Below are 13,738 nucleotides of genomic sequence, written 5' to 3'. Positions count from 1 at the left end.
CCACAGGGCCGATGACGCAAAAAACCCCTCGCCGCCAGATCGAAGTCCGTGATTCCGGCGTGCACGGGCGCGGTGTCTACGCGGCGGCACCCATCAATGCGGGTGCGCGCATCATCGAGTACACCGGCGAGCGCATCACCTGGGAAGAAGCCGTCGAGCGCCACCCGCACGACCCCTCCCAGCCCAACCACACCTTCTACTTCCACCTCGACGGCGGCCTCGTCATCGACGCACTGTACGGTGGCAACGACTCGCGCTGGATCAACCACGCCTGCGAGCCCAACTGCGAGGCCGACGAGGTCGACGGCCGCGTCTTCATCCAGGCGCTGCGTGACATCAAGCCCGGCGAGGAGCTGTTCTACGACTATGGCCTGGTGCTGGACGAGCGCCACACGGCCAAGGTCAAGAAGCAGTTCGCCTGCTGGTGCGGCGCGCTGACCTGCCGCGGCACGATGCTGGCGCCCAAGACGCGCAAGTCGGCACGCTGACCCGATGGAACGGCGCCATCTCGCCGAATGCGGCTCGACCAACACCGAGGCGCTCGCGCACCTGCGTGGGGGCGGCGGGCCGCTGCTGGTATCCGCCGACCGCCAGACCGCCGGCCGCGGGCGGCTGGGCCGGGCCTGGCAGAGCGACGATGCGGCACTGACCTTCTCCATCGCGGTGGCGTTGCCCGCCGAACTCGACTTGTCCGGCCTGTCGCTGGCCACCGGCTGCACGGTGGCCGACGTGCTGGACCCAGCCGGGGCGCGCATCCAGCTCAAATGGCCCAACGACCTGTTCCTGGACGGCGCCAAGCTCGGCGGCATCCTCATCGAGACCGTGCCGCTGCCGGCGGATCGCCGCGGCGTCGTCATCGGCATCGGCCTGAATCTGCAGCCCCTGCCTGAAGGCGCCGACCGCAGCGCCTTTGCCAGCGGGCACGCGGCGCTGCAGGCGCTGGACCCCACCGCCAGTGCGGCGGTCACGCTGGATCGCCTCGCACCCGCGCTGCGTGCCATGCTGGCCGATTTTGAAACCCTGGGCTTCGCGCCCTGGCAGCCCGCTTTTGCGCGGCGCGACCTGGCCGCGGGCCGGCGCGTGCGCGTCGGCGAGCAGGCCGGCACCGCACGCGGCGTGACCGCCCATGGTGAACTGCTGCTGGAAACCAGCGCGGGCGTCTTGCCGGTGAGCGGCGGTGAGTTGAGCCTCAGATTGGAGAAATCGCTGTGATGCGCATCGTCGTGGTCGTGCTGCTGGCGATCAACGCCCTCTTCTTCATTTGGTCGCAAGGCTGGCTGGACCGCGTGACCGGCCTGCCCGCCGAGGGCGGACGCGAGCCCCACCGGCTGGCGGCCCAGCAGCATCCGGAGCGCATCCAGCCCCTGGCCGCGAGCGCTGCCGTGGCGCTGGCCCAGCGCAGCTGCCTGGCGCTCGGCCCCTTGGACGGCGATGCCGCACTCGCGGCGGCGCAGGCCGCGTTGAAGGCCGTGGGTGCCGAGGCCCAGGTGCGCAGCGAAGAGCAGCCGGGCGTGTGGGTTGTGGCGACCAACAAGCTCGGCGACCCCGACTACCGCGCCCGCAAGGAAGCCACCTACAAGCAACTGCGCCTGAACTACGAACCGCTGGAAGGCCTGCCGGCCGAGCAGCCCGCCTTCGTGCTGAGCCGGCATGCCAGCCAGGCCGAGGCGACCGCCGCCGCCGCGGCGCTGGACCGGCGCGGCCTGACCGGCCTGCGCGTACTGGCGCTGTCGGGACCGCAAACCCGCCACACCCTCGTCATTGCACAGGCCGACGGCCTGCTGGCGGCCAAGCTGAAGGCGTCCAGGAGCGCCGCCCTGGACGCGGGCTTCAAGGCCTGCGCGACGGCCCCCACGACATCGGCGGCCTCAGCCGCGTCGAGCTGAGCGGCGCAGCGCCAACGCTGCCAGCAACAGCCCGGCCAGCCAGGCGGGACTTGCCGCACCGCCGCCACCGCCACCGCCACCACCGGTGGTGGTAGCCGGCGGTGTCACGACGGGTGCGGCCGCGACGGTGATCGTCGCGCTCTGGCTGTAGCCCACGCCGAGGTTGTCGGTCACGTCGACGCGCACTTGGAAGCTGCCAGCGGCGGTCGGCACAATGGTCGCCGTGGCCGTGCTGGCCCCTGAGGCAAAGGCGGTCGCAATGCCGCCGCCGTCCACCAGCGTCCAGACGGTCGATGCAACAGTGCGACCGGCCGGCAACCCGACGGCCGCGGCGGTCAGCGTCGCCGTCTGGCCGGCGGTGAGGCCGCTGGCCGGGCTTTGCGCGATGGTCACCGTCGTGCCGTTCAATGCCACGGCCGCGGCCACCGCGGCGGCCGCGTCCACCATGCCGGCGCCGCAGGTGCTGGTCGTGCAATAACACTCCAGCTGCTCGGTGGCATTGGGCGCGCTGCATTGCGGTGGGTTGCCGTCCGCCAGGCTGCCGCCGCCCGTGGTCGGGAAGGGCCGTGCCGTCGCCTTCAGGATCTGCGTCGCCTCGGCGGATGTCAGGCCGGGCCGCACCGAGGCCATCAGGCCGACGATGCCGCTGACGATGGGCGCCGAGAAGCTGGTGCCCACCGACGCGCCGCTGCCGGTGTAGGCGCCATCGTTGGCCACCGGCGAGGTCGCACCGCTGTTGGTCGTGCTGACCATGGGGTAGAGACAGGCCTGGCCGCCGCCGACGTTGATGCAGTTGCCGCCCGGCGCCGCGACCGTCACTTCAGTGCCGACGCTGGAGAAGCCGACCTTGGTGCCGACATGGCGCAGTGCTGCCACCGTGATGACGCCCGGGCAGTTGCCCGGCATGCCGACGGCCTGGCCGGCGCTGTTGCCGGCCGCGACGACGATGCTGGCGCCCGCCACGTTGATCTGCGTGATGGCCTCGCGGTAGAGCGCGCCGGTGCCCGTCGTGCCGCAGGTGCCGCTGCCGCCCAGGCTGAGGTTGAGCACCTTGGCCTTGTTGGCATTGGCCGGCAGACCTGGCACGTTGATGCCAGCCGCCCAGCGCATGCCGGCAATGATGTCGCTGTCATAGCCGCCGCATTTGCCAAGCACACGGATGGGCATGACTCTGAGCCCCCAACCCACGCCGGCGATGCCGATGCCGTTGTCGCTCCTGGCGGCTACCAGGCCCGACACGCGCGTGCCATGCCAGGAGCTGTTGCCGACATCGCTGCTCTCGCAGCTGCTGCCGAGTGTGCCGTTGTTCACTTCCGTCTGCGTGACCCAGTCGCCGGGGTCGGACGGGTCGGCGTCATGGCCGCCGCCATCGTTGGCAATCGCCGTCGCCAGTGAGCCGGGGCTGCCGAAGCCGACCATGTCGTAGCCGTTGACCAATTGACCCGCAAGGTCGGGGTGGTCCAAGCGCACGCCGGTGTCGAGCACGGCCACGATGACGCTGGCCACGCCCGTCGTCGCGTCCCAGGCCGCCGGCGCGTTGATGCCGGAGACGACCTGGCCCGGTGTGTTGCTGGGCGCCTTGAGATACCACTGGTCGATGGTGCGCGCCTGGACACCGCCGACCGTCGATTCCGGGTTCACGGCCGCGCCGCCGAACAGCGGGTCGTTGGGCAGGCGCATGTGCTTGCGGCGCTGGTCGACGGCCACCAGTTCGACCTCGCTGTCCGCTGCCAGCCTCTTTGCCAGCTGAGCGCCGGTCATGCCCTGGGCGACGATGACATGGGTGCGCTCGTCCAAGCTGATGCCCGCGGCCAAGCGCTGGCCGGTGCGCAAGCCCAGGCCCGTCGCGCGTGTCTGCGCCACTTGGCGGGCCTCGGCCTTGGTGGCCCGCAGCGCCAGTGCCTTGGCACGCACGCTGTCCGCCTGCGGTTTGAAGCGCACGATGACGCGGGCTTCCGCGTCAGCCGTCTGAGCCGCCGCGGCAACGGGAAGCAGCGCGGCCAAGGTGGCGATCAGCAACGGGCGCAGGGACTTCATGGCAGTGGGCTCGTGCGGTACAGGGTCGGCCAGTTTAGGCGCGCCCCAGCCACTGCAGGGCTAGCAAATGTGCCGCGCCACAATGAAGAAAGCCCGCATCGCGGGCTTTCTTGGCGGGCTAAACTGCTCAGCCGTTGACGACGCGGGCCATCTCCAGGACCTTGTTCGAATAGCCCCACTCGTTGTCGTACCAGGACACCAGCTTGACGAAGGTGCTGTCCAGCGCGATGCCGGCTTCGGCGTCGAAGATGGAGGTGCGGGCGTCACCGCGGAAATCGGTCGCGACGACCTTGTCTTCCGTGTAGCCCAGCACGCCCTTCAACGCGCCCTGGCTCTGGGCCTTGAACTCGGCGCAGATCTCGGCGTAGGTCGCCTCGCTGTTCAGCTCCACGGTCAGGTCGACGACCGACACGTCGCTGGTGGGCACGCGGAAGGCCATGCCGGTCAGCTTCTTGTTCAGCTCGGGGATGACCTTGCCGACGGCCTTGGCGGCGCCGGTGCTGCTGGGGATGATGTTCTCCAGGATGCCGCGGCCGCCGCGCCAGTCCTTGTTGCTCGGGCCGTCCACCGTCTTCTGCGTGGCGGTGGCGGCGTGCACGGTGGTCATCAGACCGCGCTTGATGCCCCACTTGTCGTTCAGCACCTTGGCCAGCGGGGCCAGGCAGTTGGTCGTGCAGGAGGCGTTGGAGATGATCTTCTCGCCAGCGTACTTGGTGTGGTTGACACCGAAGACGAACATCGGCGTCTCGTCCTTGCTGGGTGCAGAGAAGATGACCTTCTTGGCGCCCGCGGCCAGGTGCTTCTCGCCGCCGGCCTGGTCCAGGAAGATGCCGGTGGCTTCGATGACGATGTCGGCACCGGCCTCGGCCCACTTCAGCTCGGACGGGTCCTTCACGGCCGTCAGGCGGATGGATTTGCCGTTGACGATGAGGGTGTTGCCTTCAACGGCAACCTCGCCGTCGAACTTCCCATGCACCGAGTCGTACTTCAGCATGTAGGCCAGGTAGTCGGGTTCGAGCAGATCGTTGATCGCGACGACCTCGATGTCCTTGAAATTCGCGACGGCGGCACGGAACACCATGCGCCCGATGCGGCCGAAGCCGTTGATGCCGATCTTGATGGTCATGGGAGAGTCTCCAGAGGATGAGGAATCTTGTCGGGGCCGGATTCTCGGCGATTCGCAGGAACAGCTGGTTTCGGCGCGATTTCAGCCGCCCAGTTCCAGCTTGCCGCAGCCGACATTGACGATCAGCGTCTGGCCCACGAGCTGTTCGAAATGAGCCTCCTTCAAGTCCATCTCCAACCCACCCAGCCAGACCAGGAACTCGGTGCGGTTGGGGTCGGGCTTGCCGATCTGCCCGACCCGGTTGTCGAGCTTTGGCTTGCCTAGCGACCAAGCCACCTGGAAGGGGCAACCCATGGTGTTGAAGTCGAAAGTCGCACGCTGCTCGCGGATGCCCTTGACGTTGGACAGGAATGCCGGCAACGCAATGGCGTCCTTGAACACCCGCTTGGCAACGCCATAGGGCCGGAACTGGAAATGCTGCCGCATTACGGCGGGCTTGGCACCGGAGGGCAGACAAGGCATGCGGTACTGCGCCACGTAGTCGCGCACGCTGCCCTCCTGGCTGGCGCCGGCATTGCTGTAGGCCAGCTTGACGCTGGGCGGCGCGTCGGGGGCAGAGAACTGCAGATCGACAAAGATGTTGGTGATGTCGCGCTGCAGCATGCCGCCACTGAACTCGGGGTGCTCCTTGGGCGTGCGCAGGCAGCTCATGCGCTGCTCGGTGTCGTCGCGATCACGCGTGGGTCGCAAGGGCGTCCAGGTGATGGGGTCGGTGGCGCGCGGCGTGAAAACGAACTCCTGCACTGCCGTCACTGGGGCGCCGCTGAGGCAGGGCAGCCGGTAGTCACGCACATGCCATTCGACCTCCTCCACCATCGCATCGCTGGCCGCGCGGTACAGCACCGCCACCTCGGGCCGCTGGTCCGGCGCCGTGAAGCGCAGGCTCAGCCGCACGGCGCCCGGGCTGCGCAATTGCAGATCCCGCTCGGGATAACGGAGCTTGCTGGTGCCCCGTTGCAGGCAACTGAGCGTCTGCAGGTCGGCGGCGGAAGGCAGCTCGGCCACCTGGGCGCAGACGCTGCAACTGAACCCCAGGGCCATGACAGCCATGAATAACGCACGCATCCGAACCTCCCTGATCCTTCTCGATGCAGGCGCGTTTGTAGCGCAGGAGCGCCGTGCGGCGCGGCCAGGCCGTCGCCCGCTTCAGGGACGGGTCGGCCCCAAAAGCGACAGGGCCGCGAACGCGGCCCTGAAGTCATGCGATGGGCAAGGACATCACTTCTTTTTCAACACGGCCTTCACCGTCGCCGCCACGTTCTCCGGCGTGAACCCGAAGTGCTTGAACAGCACCCCCGCCGGCGCCGATTCGCCAAACGTGTCGATACCAACGACGGCGTCCACGCCGTACTTCCACCAGAAGTCGCTGACGCCCATCTCCACCGCGACGCGCGGCAGGCCCTTGGGCAGCACGCTCTTCTTGTACTCCTTGTCCTGGCGGTCGAACACATTGGTCGACGGCATCGAGACGACCCGCACCTTGATGCCTTCCTCGGCCAGCAGCGCCTTGGCGGCCATGGCCAGTTGCACCTCGGAGCCGGTCGCGATGATGACGGCCTTGGCCTTGCCCTTGCCCGGTTCGGCCAGCACATAGGCGCCCTTGGCGATCTCGTCGACGTTGGTCTTGGGCGAATAGGTCAGGTTCTGGCGCGACAGGGCCAGCAGGCTGGGGCGCTGTGCGTTGCCGATGGCCATGGTCCACGCGACCACCGTCTCGGTCGTGTCGGCCGGGCGCCAGACGTCCAGGCCGGGGATCAGGCGCAGGCTCGCGACGTGCTCGACGGACTGGTGCGTCGGGCCGTCTTCGCCGAGGCCGATGGAGTCATGCGTCATCACATGAATGACTCGCGCCTTCATCAGCGCGGCCATGCGGATGGCATTGCGGCTGTAGTCGCTGAAGGTCAGGAAGGTGCCGCCATACGGAATGAAGCCGCCGTGCAGCGCCACGCCGTTCATGATGGCGGCCATGCCGAACTCGCGCACGCCGTAATTGATGTGGCGGCCGTTGTTGGGCGCGCCGTCGGCGCCGATGCGCAGGGCCGGCGTGCTGGAGGTGTTGGTCAGGTTGGAGCCGGTCAGGTCAGCGCTGCCGCCCAGCAGTTCGGGCAGGGCCAGCGTGAAGGCTTCGAGTGCCAATTGGCTGGCCTTGCGGCTGGCCACGGTCTGCGCCTCGGCATGGGCCTTGACGACGGCGTCCACGGCGACTTGTGCGAAGTTCTCCGGCAGCACGCCGGCCATGCGGCGCTGGAACTCGGCGGCCAGCTCGGGATGGGCCTCGGCATAGGCGTCGAAGCGCTCGTCCCAGTCGCTTTCGAGCTTGTCGCCGCGCTCCTTGGCATCCCAGGCGGCATACACCTCGGCCGGCAGAGCGAAGGGCTCGTGCGTCCAGCCGATGGCCTCGCGGGTCAGCTTGATTTCCTCGGCGCCCAGCGGCTCGCCGTGGGCCTTGCTGGTGTTGGCGCGGTTGGGCGAGCCCTTGCCGATGGCCGTCTTGGCAATGATCAGCGTCGGCTTGTCCTTGCTTTCCTTGGCCTTGCCGATGGCGTCATCGACGGCGTCGACGTCATGGCCGTCCACCGGGCCGATGACATGCCAGCCATAGGCCTGGAAGCGCTTGGCCGTGTCGTCGGCGAACCAGGGCGCGACCTGGCCGTCGATGGAAATGCCGTTGTCGTCGTAGATCGCGATCAGCTTGTTGAGCTTCCAGGCACCGGCCAGCGACGCGGCTTCATGGCTGATGCCTTCCATCAGGCAGCCGTCACCCAGGAAGACATAGGTGTGGTGGTCGACGATCTCGTGGCCTTCGCGGTTGAAGTCACGCGCCAGCAGCTTCTCGGCCAGCGCCAGGCCGACGGCATTGGTCACGCCCTGGCCGAGCGGGCCGGTCGTCGTCTCGATGCCCGGGGTGATGCCCACCTCGGGGTGGCCCGGCGTCTTGCTGTGCATCTGGCGGAAGTTGCGCAGCTCGTCCAGGGCCAGGTCATAGCCCGTCAGGTGCAGCAGCGCATAGACGAGCATGGAGCCATGGCCGTTGGACAGCACGAAGCGGTCGCGGTTGGCCCAGTGCGGGTTGGCCGGGTTGTGCTGCAGATGGTGGCCCCACAGCGCCACGGCGATGTCGGCCATGCCCATCGGTGCGCCCGGGTGCCCGGAGTTGGCCGCCTGCACCGCGTCCATCGCGAGGGCGCGGATCGCGTTGGCCATGAGGGTGGGGGAAGCGGTCGATGCAGTCATGGCCGGGGCTTTCTTGGGGCTGAAGGGCAAAACGCGGGATTTTACGGGGGTGCCCCGAGCGCGCTTGATCCAGCGCAAGGCCAGGCCGCAGCAAAAGTACGACGCTCGCACCATGTCCACGCCCATGCCCCTGGCCGTGCGCGTCATCCGCGCTGAGCACGACGCGCTGGCCGCCATGCTGCGCACCGTGCCGCTGCTGCTCGACGCGCAGCGCCGCGCCGCCACCCCGCCCGACTTCGGCGCGCTGCGGGCCATGCTGTTCTATGTGGATGAATTCCCCGAACGCTTGCATCACAAAAAGGAAAGCGAGCTGTTGTTCCCGAAGCTGCGCGCGCTGGCGCCCGCCTTGCGCGAGACGCTGGACGACCTGGAGGTGGACCACGCGCAGGGCGAACGCGCCATCCGCGAACTGCAGCACAGCCTGCTGGCCTGGGAACAGATGGGTGAGGCGCGGCGCGAGAAATTCGAGCAGCAGCTCAAGGTCTATTCGGCGCGCTACCTGCGCCACATGAAGCGCGAGGAGACCGAGATCCTGCCCAGGGCGGCGGCGCTGTTCTCGGCGGAAGACTGGGCCGATCTCGACGCGGCCTTCGGCAGCCACCAGGACCCGCTCGCGCCCCGCGCCGGCCAGCCGGTGGACGAAGCCTATGCGCCGCTGCGGCAGCGCATTCTGGCGGCGCTGCCCGCGCCGTTCGGCTGGGGGCCGGCCCTCGCCTAGCGGCGACCGGAGCGCAACAGCGTCAGCCGGCCGCTGTCGGCCCAGCTGTCCAGCGGCCGGCGCACGTCCTTGCGCAGTTCGTCCTCGCTGGGCGCGTCGGCGCTGAGCAGGCCGACCCAGGCATTGCGGCCGGCTTCCTTGGCGTCGTAGAGCGCGGCGTCGGCGAGATCGATGGCGGAGCGCCAGTCGAGCGCGCGCGGCAGCCCGGGGCAGAGCGGGAAGGCGGAGAAGCCGACCGAGCAGGTCTGCGCCAGGCGCAGGCCGCCGTCGAGTTCGAAGGCCTGCGACGCGACGGCCTGGCGGGCGCGCTCGGCCAGCTCGGCGGCCCGGCTGCGCGGTGTGCCGCGGGCGACGATGAGGAACTCCTCCCCGCCCCAGCGGACCAGGTAATCGGTGGCGCGGAAGACCTGCTGCAGGCGGCCGCGCATCTGCTCCAGCACGGCGTCGCCGGCCATGTGGCCGTGCGCGTCGTTGATGCGCTTGAAATGGTCGATGTCGATCAGGAAGAACAGCAGGTCCTGGTCGCTCTCACCCTTCGTCGGCGCATCTGACAGCGGCTCGTAGTGGCGCAGCGCCAGCGCCGCGTCGGCCGGCATCTGGCGATCCAGGAAGCGGCGGTTGCGCAGGCCGGTCAGCGGGTCGGTGAGGCTGGCCTCCTCCAGCTCGACGGACTTGCGCTGCAGCTCGGCCGTGGCGGCCTCCAGCGCCTGGGTGCGTTCGAGCACGCGCGCTTCGAGCACGCGACGGTGGCGCAGCAGCAGCCGCGTGCGCATCCGGACGATGGCAGCCACCAGGCCGACGGCGGCCAGCACGGCCAGGGCCAGGGCCCAGCGCGTCTGCCACCAGGCCGCGCGCACGTCGACGCCGATCAGCAGCTCGTTGGGGCTCCAGGCGCCGTCGCGGTTGCTGCCCTGCACGCGCAGCTGGTAGCTGCCCGGTGACAGATTGGTGTAGGCCGCCGCGCGGCCCAGGGCACCGGCGTCGATCCAGCCGGCGTCCAGGCCCTGCAGCCGGTACCGGTAGCGGTTGCGCCCCGGCTGGCTGTAATCAAGCGATGCAAAGGCCAGGCTCAGGCCGCGCTCGCCGGGCGCCAGCACGATGGACGCGCCGTTGACAGGCAGCGCGCGCTCCACGCCGTCGACGCGCAGCTCCGAGATGACCAGTGGCGGCTTGTAAGTCCAGGGCGAGAAACGTTCAGGGTCAATGACCAGCAGGCCCCGGGCACCGCCGAACAGCATGCGCCCGTCGGCCAGCTGGGCATAGGCGCGGAACCAGCCAGTACCGAGGTCGGCGCCATCGGCCGCGCCGAGTTCGCGGCGCTCGCCGCTCTTGGGGTCGTACATGTTGCGCTGCGACCAGACGCGGCCCTGCTTGTCGAACAGCAGGTTGGCGCCGAAGGCCCCACCGATTTCAGACGCCATGACGGCCTCGAAGCGCGCGCGCTTGCCATCGCCATCCAGCAGGCGATGCAGGCCGGTGCCGGTGTCCACCCACAGCTGCCCCTTGCCGTCCACGGCCATCCCCAGCACGGTCTGGCCCGTCAGGCCCGTCGTCTGGACCCATTCGGCCACGGCGTCTGCGGCACCCGGCTTGGCAACGCGGAACAGCCCGGCCGCGCCGCCGGCCCACAGGCTGCCGTCGGGCAGGCTGGCAAAGGCATTGACCTCGCCCGTGCCGCCGACCAGGCCGGCCGTCGGGATGGCGCGCATCTGCGGCTGCTGCGGCGTCCAGCGCATCAGGCCATCCAGCGTCGCAATCCACAGCGCACCGTCCTCGGTGGCGTGGAAGCGCCGCGGCACCGCGTTGCCGCTGCGCAGCGTCTCCTGCCAGCGGCCGTCGGCGTTGAAGCGCAGCAGCTGGGTGTCGACGGCCACCCAGACGGCGCCGTCGCGGGTCTGGCCGAGCGCGTTGACGCGGCCCGGCGGCAGACCGCCGCGACTGCCGCCGCCGGGAGAGATGACGCCAAGTGGCTGCAGCTGGCCGTCGCGGCGCTCGATGCCGCCGGACAGCAGGCCCAGCCAGATCTCGCCGCTGTCGAGCTGCAGGATGCTGCGCACGTCCAGCCCGCCAGCCGCAGTGCCCGATGCCGCGCCGATGGCCTCGCGCACCATGGCCAGGCCCGGCAGCGACGGCACGTGGCGCATCAGGCCGCCGCCATAGCTGCCCGCCCAGACGGTGCCCGACGGGTCGCGGACCAGCGCGCGCACATCGCTGCGGGGTGCCGTGCCGGCGCCCGTGGCGGGCAGGCGCTCGATCAGCGCGCCGTCCGTCGCACGCCGCCGTGACAGGCCCGACGCGTCGCCGAACCAGAGCTCGTCCTCGTCGGGCTGGGCCATGGCCATGACGGGCCAGGCGCCCGAGGTGGTTCCAGCCTGCGCGCCCGGGCTGAAAGGCAGCGGCTGGCCTTGCGGCGACAGCGCGCTCAGCCGGCCCTGCGCCGTGCCGACGATGATGCGGCCGTCCAGCGTTTCACTGATGAGGGTGACGAGCTGGTCGCCGATGCCCACATCCAGCGCCTCGATGGGACCGTCGGGCGCCTTGCGCGCCAGGCCGCGCCAGGTGCCGATCCAGAGCGTGCCCTGGCGGTCCACCAGCAAGGTCTGCACCCGGGTGTCGGGCAGGCCGTCATCGCGCCCGCGGTGATGAGTGAAGCGCTGCGTCTTGACATCAAAGCGGTCCAGGCCGCCGCTGCCGCCGATCCACAGCGTGCCGTCCTTCTCCAGCGCCAGGCTGCGCACGGTGTTGGCGGCGGGTGCGGCGTCGTCGGCCGAGCTGCCGTCGCGCGCCCACCGCGACCACTGCCCGGTGGCCAGGTCCAGGCGCACCAGGCCGCTGTTGCCGGCGGCCACCCACATCCAGCCACGCGGGTCGGGCAGCATGGCGCGCACGAACTGCTCGGGCAGCAGCTGGCCGTCGGGGCTGCTGAGCGGATAGCGGCGGAAGGCGTAGCCGTCGAAGCGCAGCAGGCCCTCGGGCGACCCGGCCCACAGCAGGCCGCGCGCGTCCAGCGCCAGTGCGGAGACGACGTTGTCCCGCACGGCGCCCGGCTCGCCGATGGGCTCGAAGCGCGGCACCACGGCCAGCGCCGCACCGGCCAGGCCCAGCGCGACCAGCAGGGCTGTACACCCCTTTTTTATCAAGACCCTCATGGCCGGCATTCTGGGGCAGCCCAAGGGCTCGACCGGGCGGGTCTTGCCCTCAGAGAACGTGAATGATTCCCGAGCGGCCACGCCTGCCGCCGGGCCGCTCAGCCGGCCAGAGGCTTGGTGATGGCGTCGATGCGCTCGACGATCTCGGGCGTCAGCTTGTGCGTCACCGCCAGCGCGCCGAGGTTGTCGCGCAGCTGCTCGATGCGGCTGGCGCCGAGGATGACGGTGGACACGCGCGGGTTGCGGTTGATCCAGGCGATGGCCAGCTGGGCGGTGTTGCAGCCCAGCTCCGCGGCGATCTCGGCGAGCTGGCCGACGGCGTCGTTCTTCGCCTTGTCCTGCAGTTGCTCGCGCATCCAGGCCATGTTGTCGAGCGCGCCGCGGCTGCCGGCGGGGATGCCGCTGCGGTACTTGCCGGTCAGCAGGCCCGAGGCCAGCGGGCTCCAGGTCGTCAGCCCCAGCCCAATGTCGTCGTACAGGCGCGCGTACTCCTGCTCGACGCGGCGGCGATGGAAGAGGTGGTACTGCGGCTGCTCGACGACCGGCTTGTGCAGGTGGTGGCGCTCGGCGATCTCCCAGGCGGCGCGGATGTCACCGGCGCTCCACTCGCTGGTGCCCCAATACAGCGCCTTGCCCTGGCGAATGATGTCGCTCATCGCCCAGACCGTCTCCTCGATGGGCGTGTGGGGGTCAGGGCGGTGGCAGTAGATCAGGTCCAGATGCTCCAGCTGCAGGCGCTTGAGCGAGGCGTCGACGGCCTGCATCAGGTATTTGCGGTTCAGCGTGTCCTTGCGGTTGACGGTCACGCCGTCGCGCTGCAGACCCCAGAAGAACTTGCTGGAAACGATGTAGTCCAGGCGGTTCCAGCCCAGCGTCTTGAAGGCCTGGCCCATGACGACCTCGCTCTCGCCCTGGGCATAGACCTCGGCGTTGTCGAAGAAGTTGATGCCGGCGTCGAAGGCCGCGGCCAGCATCTCGGTGGCCGACTTGGTGTCGACCTGGTTGTGATACGTGACCCAGGAGCCGAGCGAGAGTTCGGAAACCTGGAGGCCGGCGCGGCCGAGACGGCGGTATTGCATGAAGAGGGTCCTGGGCTGAGATGCGCAAAAGCGACAGCTTAAGCCGGCCACCCCGCCACCACCCGGCATGGCCACAACGCCCCACGAGCACACCGGGGCGCTCGCATGACAGGGATAGAGGGCACTGCCCGCATGAAGACAACGCACGGATCGCGACGCCGCCTGCTGCTGGCCGGCCTCGCTGGGATGGGCAGCCTGGGCGGCGCGCGTGCCGAGGCGCCGGCCATGCACGTGCCGGTCGACGGCAGCATCGAAATGCCTCAGGCGCAGTTCAAGGACGGCCGGCCCGTCGATGGCCTGCAGTTCCACCTCGCCCTCGCGACCACGCCATCGTCGGCCGCGTCAGGTTCGACTACCTGCAGCGCCGCGGCGAGACACCGCGCGAGCTGCACCCGCCGCTCGTCATCGCGCGCCTGCGGACGGCCTGCGCACTGTCACCGCGCAGCAGCCTGAACCTGGCCGAGCTGGATGCTGCCCTGGCCGCGATGCAGGCCGACGGCAGCCTGGCA

General features: G+C 69.7%; 11 protein-coding genes. 5 read left to right on the top strand and 6 right to left on the bottom strand.

Translation table 11 applies throughout. From position 1 onward, the window contains the following. The first annotated feature begins 11 nt into the window (after positions 1-11). From ASC81_RS15660 to ASC81_RS15650, 3 genes are read left to right on the top strand one after another with little or no spacing between them, the layout of a single operon-like run. The gene (locus ASC81_RS15660) at positions 12-488 is read left to right on the top strand and encodes an SET domain-containing protein (protein WP_056268885.1); all 477 of its coding nucleotides are present in this window, start codon (positions 12-14) and stop codon (positions 486-488) included. A 4-nt stretch (positions 489-492) separates the two neighbouring features. After that, positions 493-1,212: a biotin--[acetyl-CoA-carboxylase] ligase gene (locus tag ASC81_RS15655; RefSeq protein ID WP_056268883.1), complete on the top strand. Its 720-nt coding sequence runs from the start codon at positions 493-495 to the stop codon at positions 1,210-1,212. Then, positions 1,212-1,886: a hypothetical protein gene (locus ASC81_RS15650; RefSeq protein WP_056268881.1), complete on the top strand. Its 675-nt coding sequence runs from the start codon at positions 1,212-1,214 to the stop codon at positions 1,884-1,886. Before ASC81_RS15655 ends, ASC81_RS15650 begins: the two co-directional genes overlap by 1 nt. Here the strand turns inward: ASC81_RS15650 and ASC81_RS15645 are convergent. The 4 genes from ASC81_RS15645 to tkt form a co-directional block, all read right to left on the bottom strand. Continuing rightward, positions 1,869-3,923: a S8 family serine peptidase gene (locus ASC81_RS15645; RefSeq protein ID WP_056268879.1), complete on the bottom strand. Its 2,055-nt coding sequence runs from the start codon at positions 3,921-3,923 to the stop codon at positions 1,869-1,871. The two genes, ASC81_RS15650 and ASC81_RS15645, sit on opposite strands and share 18 nt — an antisense overlap. Positions 3,924-4,050: 127 nt before the next feature. After that, the gene (gene gap, locus ASC81_RS15640) at positions 4,051-5,049 is read right to left on the bottom strand and encodes a type I glyceraldehyde-3-phosphate dehydrogenase (protein ID WP_056268877.1); all 999 of its coding nucleotides are present in this window, start codon (positions 5,047-5,049) and stop codon (positions 4,051-4,053) included. 81 nt (positions 5,050-5,130) lie between these two features. Further along, on the bottom strand, positions 5,131-6,114 hold the full coding sequence (locus tag ASC81_RS15635) for a hypothetical protein (RefSeq protein WP_156392151.1): 984 nt from the start codon (positions 6,112-6,114) through the stop codon (positions 5,131-5,133). 153 nt (positions 6,115-6,267) lie between these two features. Continuing rightward, on the bottom strand, positions 6,268-8,283 hold the full coding sequence (gene tkt / locus ASC81_RS15630; RefSeq protein ID WP_056268874.1) for a transketolase: 2,016 nt from the start codon (positions 8,281-8,283) through the stop codon (positions 6,268-6,270). 112 nt (positions 8,284-8,395) lie between these two features. Between tkt and ASC81_RS15625 the strand changes: the two genes are divergently transcribed. Next, on the top strand, positions 8,396-9,001 hold the full coding sequence (locus ASC81_RS15625; protein ID WP_235533670.1) for a hemerythrin domain-containing protein: 606 nt from the start codon (positions 8,396-8,398) through the stop codon (positions 8,999-9,001). Here ASC81_RS15625 and ASC81_RS15620 read toward each other — a convergent pair. Both ASC81_RS15620 and ASC81_RS15615 read right to left on the bottom strand, forming a co-directional pair. Continuing rightward, positions 8,998-12,150, bottom strand: coding sequence for a ligand-binding sensor domain-containing diguanylate cyclase (locus ASC81_RS15620; protein WP_056268872.1), 3,153 nt, complete (start codon positions 12,148-12,150; stop codon positions 8,998-9,000). The genes ASC81_RS15625 and ASC81_RS15620 overlap by 4 nt on opposite strands. A 98-nt stretch (positions 12,151-12,248) precedes the next feature. Further along, positions 12,249-13,229 carry an aldo/keto reductase gene (locus ASC81_RS15615; protein ID WP_056268870.1) on the bottom strand — a complete coding sequence of 327 codons (981 nt, stop codon included), beginning with the start codon at positions 13,227-13,229 and terminating at the stop codon, positions 12,249-12,251. 132 nt (positions 13,230-13,361) lie between these two features. Here ASC81_RS15615 and ASC81_RS15610 point away from each other — a divergent pair, with 132 nt between their 5' ends. Then, positions 13,362-13,682 (top strand): hypothetical protein, encoded by a 321-nt coding sequence (locus ASC81_RS15610; RefSeq protein ID WP_056268868.1) that lies wholly within the window; start codon positions 13,362-13,364, stop codon positions 13,680-13,682. The last annotated feature ends 56 nt before the right edge of the window (positions 13,683-13,738 follow it).

Source organism: Pelomonas sp. Root405 (assembly GCF_001425165.1).
Classification (GTDB): Bacteria; Pseudomonadota; Gammaproteobacteria; order Burkholderiales; family Burkholderiaceae_C; genus Pelomonas.
The sequence above is the reverse complement of the archived record's forward strand: the minus strand, read 5'-3'. Positions and strand labels throughout refer to the sequence as shown.